Consider the following 6975-nt stretch of genomic DNA (forward strand, 5'->3'; position numbering starts at 1 on the left):
CGGACCGCCCTCTGGCGAAGCTCCTCAGGATACTTTTTTGGTGCTGGCATGGTGCTCATCCTTTCAAGGACTCAACACCCTCCATTAAACCCGGGGCGATTCAATAAATGCACTAATGATGGTGGCCACCGCGGCGGCAGCCGTGGCGATTGCCCCGACCATCGTCCACGACTCGTTATCCAAATTCTGGCTCCGCTCCGATTTCAGACATCGAGTCAGTATATGGTCCACAGGTCTCGGGGACCGGGGCTGCGGTCAGTCCTCACCCCACAAATCATCAACCTCAGCAAGGTCATCGGCCTTCTTGGCCGCAGCGATAGCCTGTTCCGCATTTGTGACTGCCATCATTGCCGTGCCCAGGGTTTGCATTTCCGCTTTGATGTCATCCCCAGAGAACAGGGACTGCGGAAGTACGAGACTCTGCGAACCCCGGTTGTTGTCGTCATTGATGCTGAAGCCGTGATCTTTGAATACCTTCGCAAGCCGGCTGACCCTGATGCCGTACATGAAGTCGAAAAGGGAAGTACTTACATCGTTGGGAGCCACGGGCGAGTACCGTGAGGGCTTCTTCCACTTGATCTGGGATGCTGCACCGGCGACGTCGTCGGCAAGCTCCTGAGCCTTATCCTCCAGCTCGCTGCGAAGCTTCTGGACACCCTCGACCCCAAGTCCTTTTGCCACTTCGGGCTGGCTCCGGGCCGTTCTCTTAGCCAGCCCCTGAGCATGACGGGGAAGATGCTCCGCGACCGCCGCCAAAAGTTCCTGTTTACGCTCCGTTGCTTCCTTCTCCACTGCCGAGAGATGCGCCTCAGCTTCCTTAAGATTCAATGCCGTCTCTTCGCTCATGTCGCCAAGGCTAACCGAGAGAAGTGACATTGTATGGACCGTTCACCGAGCCGCCCGGAGACCATCACGGACGCCCTGAAAGGATCAAGTCACGCATTGCCGAGGCGCCAGGACCGGACTGGCGGGAACAGCAACGGCCGCTCCACAGCACCCGCGGGCGTAGGCCGGTCAAGTATGTGAATGTCAGCGGTAAATGGCGGTCTTTTTACGGCGCTAAATGTCGCTCTGCTGGTCCGTAAGTGCTCGTGACCGCCTGTAGAAGGTTGCTCGGGACATTCCGAGATCTCGGGCAACCTGCGCTGCGGGCTCGCCACCTTTGACCAGGCGAACAGCGCTTCGAATCTGACTTTCGGTAACCCGGCGGGGCCGCCCGCCAAGATCCTTCCCGGCTTCTCTTCTCTTGCTGATGGAATCCGTGACACGTTCGCGCTTGATGTCGTGTTCCATCTGCGCGAGGGCGGCCATGACCGTGAACAACATTGACCCCATCGGCGTCGCGGTGTCGACATCGCCTCCGCCCAGGTTCAGGACTCGCCGGCCGGCACCCCTCTTTCGGAGTCCATCGGCAAAGGCGAGCATGTTTTGGGTGGATCGCCCAAGCCGGTCCAAGGTTGTGATGACGAGGGTGTCGCCCTCTATCAGCGCATCGAGAGCCCGGTCGAACTGTGGTCGTGACGCGCGTGCTCCGGAGACGCCGTGGTCGATGTAGAGGTCATCGTGTCGGACGCCGGCGGCCAGTAGGTCCGCCCGCTGTCGGTCGGTGGACTGCTGCCGCGTCGAAACTCGCGCGTAGCCAATAAGTTTCGTCACTGGGCGCCTCAGATGTGTCTCATAACTAATGATTGGTATGGAGATCCAATCACAAGGTTGCGAGACATAGTTATGAGAATCGCCGGGCGCGAAGAAGTCCGCGTGATTTCACAGGAACCAAGATCTTGCCGACGCGGGTGTTTGTTCGCTGAATGAGACGTCTCATATCCCATGGGTTTCGAGACACCCGCGTTGGATGTGATTGGGCCCCTGTTAGCAGTCCTGTGCCTATGCGAAAGCTAATTGGTTTTGCTCGGTCCAGTTGTCCAAGTAGGGATTGCGCGTCATGCCGTTCAGGGATCCGTGGGGCCGTTCATGTTTTAGATAGCTTTCCATTCCTCGGCCATGGCAAGCAGTTTCAAGCAACTTCCGCTAGGGCTTCGAAGCGCGTAGCTTGACTCCGGCGACCCAGAACAGAACGAATCCCGCAGTATCGAACGGAACCCAGAATTCCCGTGTGGCGTAGAGCGGAATGAAGGGGTTGAACAGGAGGGCGATGAGGATGAATACAACGACCCAAACCGTCCTGTTCAGCGAGCCAGCTACAACTGACATCCAGATTGCCATCGCGGTCACCACCCAGCGCATGACTATATAGAACTCGTACTGTGCACCCACAGTCGCCAGCATCAGGAATACCGCCCCGACGGCGGCTGGCCATGCCGCCGGATGAACGGTGACCAGTGGGACGCCGTTCAGCTGCTCTTCAGTGAGTCCCGGAGCGGCGGGGAAACGGTCGCTCGAGTACTCGTAAGGGTTGGACATATCGACCCCAATCTTTGCCCGGCTCGCGGGAACGGGCCTAGCATCACCATAGCTGTCCTCGCTATCCCCGGATACCCAGTCGTCCAGGTAAGAGCGCCGGTTGTGGTACTTCTTAGGAAACTCCGAACAGCTGAAAGGATTCGAGTCATGAGCCAGCCTCCAGCCGGATGGTACGCCAATCCCAATGCACCACATCAGCAACGTTGGTGGGACGGCACCGTGTGGACAGAACACGTCAGAGCCGTCCAGGAAGGACCCCGTGTTCCCTCCACAGTCACGGCGCCGGCGTATGGGGCCAAGGGAGCATCCGCCTCCGGAAACCCAGCAGCCAGCACCGGTTTTGGATTGGGCCTCGCGTCCATGTTCCTCTTCGGATTCCCCTACGTTGGAGTCCTGCTGTGCCTGTCTGCGATCGTCGTTTCGGCCGTCGGGCTAAGGCGACATCGGCCGGGAGCTGCCAAGAAGGAGAAAGTTCTGGCCATCATCGGGCTGGTGCTTGGCATCGTTTACACGCTCATGGCATTCCTCTGGATAGCGACCGGAAGGATTTAGCCGCGCCGACGGGAACTCACGTCCGGTCAAGCCTGCCATTACCGACAGGATTGATGCACTCGACGACCACTCGGTTCTGGATGAGGATCAGCTAACGCCGCCGTTTTATGGCTGCGATTCACACGATGCCCCCGCATCCGCTCCACGCATGGCCCACAAGTGGCCGAAGATCGTCAAGACCGGCCCCGTTTCGACCCGCAAAAGCAGTGATGACCGACAACGGGCCAACTCGGGGCAATCCGAACCCTCTGCCGTCTCCCCACGATGTATACCGCGTAGGCAATACTTTGGCTGAACGAACTGCGTCCCCTGTAGCGCGCCTACAAGTGAAGAAGAGGGTTCTATTTTCCTTAGCTTTGAAACGGTAAACGGATCCAGAGAACCCTAAATCGGCCGTTTGACGGCCAGGATCCTCGGGCCTTGTTAGGCGGCGTAAGTGCCCTGGTGGAGGTGCCCCAACTGCGACACCCCTGGTGTCTCACAACCCTTCTGTCTCCAAACACTGGCGATACAAGACAACTCGGGGTCAGTCATGCGACATATAGCGATCACAGAACGCCGCCATTTATCGGCAAACTCCACAGGTCAAATACGACCCTTTGTGCGGGCCTTTCCATGCCCCGTTACGGCGGGAAGCGCCGGCCCTCTGAAATCGGCAGTTTCCAGGGTGCAACTTGGCAGAGACCGGATCGCCTTGCGCTGACGACGTCGTCAAAACTCGTTGCCGAAATCAAAGGGCACCAAGTAGTTGCGGTCACGAGTTTTGCATTCACCGCCCGTCCGGAATCTACATTTCGTGGCCCTCCAGCACGTCTCTCGACCATTTGCTTCCAGTCCATTCCAGGCGACATGTGAACCTGTACGCTTTTGACATCCCAGCAACAGCAATGGTGGCCTTATACGTTTTTCCTGCAAGAACACTGCCTTGGACGGTGGTGTTTCCACTGCCTCCGTCCTGTTGAGCGACCAACTCTTTGCACGTAGCAAGTCCACTCTCCTCGCTGAGCTTGGGGTTGTTGGACGCAAGGAATGGGGTTGAAATCCAGGAAACGAGAAGCATCACAACCACGAGCCCGACGAGGACGAGCAGGCACCCGGCGCCGGCGCCTATTTCGATTTTCGGCCTAACAGGTTTAACCTTGCGACCACCAGAGGAACTCAGTGGTGGCGCGTTACGCGGTTCGGCGGCAGGGTCAACATGAATGACAACCCCTGGGCCGAATTCCTTACGCGGAACGGGGCGCGACCAGACCTTGCCATCCCAGTGGCGAGCAACATGACTATAGCGGCTAGTTCCATACCAGCCTGAAGGTCGGTCTTCCATTGTTCCCCCAATGAATTTGCGCCAGGCCGAGCACCTGCCACTGGTCGTACACTAACCGCAATTTCGCCGATTTCAATGGCGTGCTGTCTGCCACCTTCGGAAGGAGGGTATTGGTAACGGTGCTGTCGCCAATCCGCAATTGGAATGGACGCCTTTCGCAGCACAAAGCCCGCTGGCAACCCCCCGGGTCTGGTTTACGCCGTTTAGGAATCACGCCTCCGTCAAATATGCGTCAGGTTGTGGTATGCCCAAGCCGGACGTCAGGAATGGCCCAGTTCTCACGTCAGGCTGGCGTTGCTTTACCGTAGTTGACGCCCGGCCGCAGGGGTCCTAGAGCTCAACCTGACACGCAACAGATGCGATGTTATCGGCGTTCGGCTTCCCAGGTGGCTCAAGCCAGGGGCGCTATGCCGTGCCCTGACTGCTTGGGCAGTTCGTGATACGGTTTGTTCATCATGATCAGCCCGCTCGCCTCACGGCTCGGGCTGATTTTCTTTTAACCGGGGGATTCGTGGCTGAGTACACAAAGCAATGGCTGTCGGTCGAGGACCAGGTCAAGAAGCTTGCCTTGCGCGGTGTCAGCGTTGCCGAGGACGGGAGCGGTGTTCAACTGCTTTGCGCGGTTGGTTACTACCGGCTTACCGGCTATCTCTACCCATTCCGTGAATCGGAGCCGTACGTGGACGATGACGGTCGTCCACGGGTACGGGTCCTCAACCACTATCGGGTCGGCACTTCCATGCGGGACGCCGCGGAACTCATCGACTTCGACCGTCGACTGCGGATGCTCATCCTTGATGGAATCGAGAGAATTGAAATTTCGCTCCGCATGCAGATCGAATATGTGTTGGGCAGGCGTTCGGCCTTTTCCCATCTCGAACCTGCCACGTTCGTAGGGTCTTTCACGGATATACAAGTGGATCCAGCCACGGGAGGACCGGCACCGAGCAAACACGAGCAATGGATCGCCCGGATGCGAGAGCGACAGAACGGATCCGACGAGGGCTTTGTGACCCATTTCCGAGAGAAGTACGACGATCAGATGCCGATTTGGGCGCTCACGGAGATCATGGAGCTGGGGCACCTCAGCCGCTTATACGTTGGACTGACGAACTCGATCGCCACGGAGATCGCCACCGCCTACGCGGTACCGTCGAAGCGAGTGATGAGTAGTTGGATTGCGAGTCTGAACTATGTGAGGAACGTGGCTGCCCACCACGCCCGAATTTTCAACCGCAAACTTGTTACTGCGCCGAAACGGCCGAGCAAGGGGCAAGTTCCTCTCTTGGATCATCTAAGGGATGAAGAGTCGTCGAAGCAGGTGTTTGGTCTGTATAACGCCCTGGCCGTGATGGCATACATGCTTCGTGTGATCGATCCCAACGGCGGCTGGACCGAACGCCTAATCGAGCTCGTCGGCTCGTTCCCTCGAGCGGGGCATTTGACCAATCACTCCATCGGAGTGCCTGATGACTGGACAAGCCTAGAACTTTGGCAAGCCTAGGCACTGCCGGTACTGGCCCGCGATCAGCACTAACCTGCCGACGGGGCAGTAGCTTTCCCGGATCGGGAGCCTACCGAGGACGAAGTAATGGCGTATCAGTTCCTAGGTTCTATAGGGGTCCGACGAGACTCCGGCGCGGAACGGCGTCGTTTGTGCATGTCAGGCGCCGTCAGGCGCCGTCGGGCGCCGCTCTGGCGTGAGCCACAGGCGTGGGCCTAGTGGTTACTCCCGCGGTCTGAAATGGATCGGGACGGAAATTTACGCTAGGGGTTGGGTTAAGTGGTGTCGCCGGCGCGTTTAATGGCGCGTTTAATGGCGCGGTAGACGGTTGAGCGCGCCACTGAGAAGAGTTCGGCAAGTTCCACCGTCGTGTGCGTCCCTGCCCGGTGAACGGAGACCAGGTGTGTTTCCTGTTTTTTCGAGAGCTTGGGCTGCTTCCCCCGCAGGCGGCCCTTAGCCTTCGCGACCGCCATGCCCTCCCGGGTCCTTGCGCGGATCAGGTCGGCTTCGAATTCCGCGACCATGGCAAGGACGTTAAAGAGCAGCCGGCCCACGGGATCGGTCGGGTCGTGGACGGAGCCGCCGATGCTCAGCTTGACCTCGCGGCGGGTGAGTTCGTCAACGATGTCCTTTGCATCGCGCAGCGACCGGGCCAGGCGGTCGAGTTTGGTCACGACCAGGGTGTCCCCGGCCCGGCAGGCGGCCAGCGCTTCCCGGAGTCCCGGCCGTGCCCGGTTGGCGCCGGTCGGCCCTGGTCGGTGAACGTCTTCTCCGACGACACCCCCAGAGCGGCCAAGGCATTCTTCTGGGCGGTGAGGTCTTGGTCGTTGGTGGATACGCGGGCGTATCCAATCAGCAGTCCTGTCATGGGGTTTGAGGACCAATGCTCGGGAAAGTCACGCTTAGACCGGTGTCGGGAAAGGATCGTCTACCGACACCTGGCCGCGAGGAACGAAACGTGTGAAATTCACGTCGGTAAGCCGTGTTGGAAAACAACGACGGAAAACCCCCGGTCACAACAGAATCGACATGCTCAAGAACAAGATTGCCCGCCAAATCAAGGAAGACCAATTGAGCTGCTGCGGGGATTTCGGACAGCGGAATTAGTGAATTCTTCTACGCTGCCAAGGCTGGCTGTTGATAACCATAGTGGACTTCGTTAGGCCGACGGTAA

5 protein-coding genes and 1 pseudogene are annotated in these 6975 nt (G+C 58.6%); 2 read left to right on the forward strand and 4 right to left on the reverse strand.

The window, feature by feature from the left end; translation table 11 throughout:
- Positions 1 to 255: 255 nt before the first annotated feature.
- From NG698_RS21265 to NG698_RS21275, 3 genes are all read right to left on the reverse strand, one after another.
- On the reverse strand, positions 256 to 846 hold the full coding sequence (locus NG698_RS21265) for a hypothetical protein (RefSeq protein WP_252612224.1): 591 nt from the start codon (positions 844 to 846) through the stop codon (positions 256 to 258).
- A 213-nt stretch (positions 847 to 1059) separates the two neighbouring features.
- The gene (locus NG698_RS21270) at positions 1060 to 1656 is read right to left on the reverse strand and encodes a recombinase family protein (protein ID WP_252612226.1); all 597 of its coding nucleotides are present in this window, start codon (positions 1654 to 1656) and stop codon (positions 1060 to 1062) included.
- A gap of 372 nt (positions 1657 to 2028) precedes the next feature.
- On the reverse strand, positions 2029 to 2421 hold the full coding sequence (locus NG698_RS21275) for a DUF6804 family protein (protein ID WP_252612228.1): 393 nt from the start codon (positions 2419 to 2421) through the stop codon (positions 2029 to 2031).
- Between the two features lie 147 nt (positions 2422 to 2568).
- Between NG698_RS21275 and NG698_RS21280 the strand changes: the two genes are divergently transcribed.
- Both NG698_RS21280 and NG698_RS21285 read left to right on the forward strand, forming a co-directional pair.
- The gene (locus NG698_RS21280; protein WP_252612230.1) at positions 2569 to 2973 is read left to right on the forward strand and encodes a DUF2510 domain-containing protein; all 405 of its coding nucleotides are present in this window, start codon (positions 2569 to 2571) and stop codon (positions 2971 to 2973) included.
- A gap of 1835 nt (positions 2974 to 4808) precedes the next feature.
- Complete coding sequence (locus tag NG698_RS21285) at positions 4809 to 5801, forward strand: Abi family protein (RefSeq protein ID WP_252612232.1); 993 nt, start codon at positions 4809 to 4811, stop codon at positions 5799 to 5801.
- 275 nt (positions 5802 to 6076) lie between these two features.
- On the opposite strand, the pseudogene NG698_RS21290 reads toward NG698_RS21285, so the two are convergent.
- A pseudogene (locus NG698_RS21290) lies at positions 6077 to 6669 on the reverse strand (recombinase family protein).
- Positions 6670 to 6975: the final 306 nt, after the last annotated feature.

This window comes from Pseudarthrobacter raffinosi, from assembly GCF_023913735.1.
Classification (GTDB): domain Bacteria; phylum Actinomycetota; class Actinomycetes; order Actinomycetales; family Micrococcaceae; genus Arthrobacter; species Arthrobacter raffinosi.

Bases quoted from the DNA above. Each gene is read 5' to 3' on its own strand.
- NG698_RS21265 (WP_252612224.1), bottom strand. From the start codon at position 846: ATGAGCGAAGAGACGGCATTGAATCTTAAGGAAGCTGAGGCGCATCTC.
- NG698_RS21280 (WP_252612230.1), top strand. From the start codon at position 2,569: ATGAGCCAGCCTCCAGCCGGATGGTACGCCAATCCCAATGCACCACAT.
- NG698_RS21275 (WP_252612228.1), bottom strand. From the start codon at position 2,421: ATGTCCAACCCTTACGAGTACTCGAGCGACCGTTTCCCCGCCGCTCCG.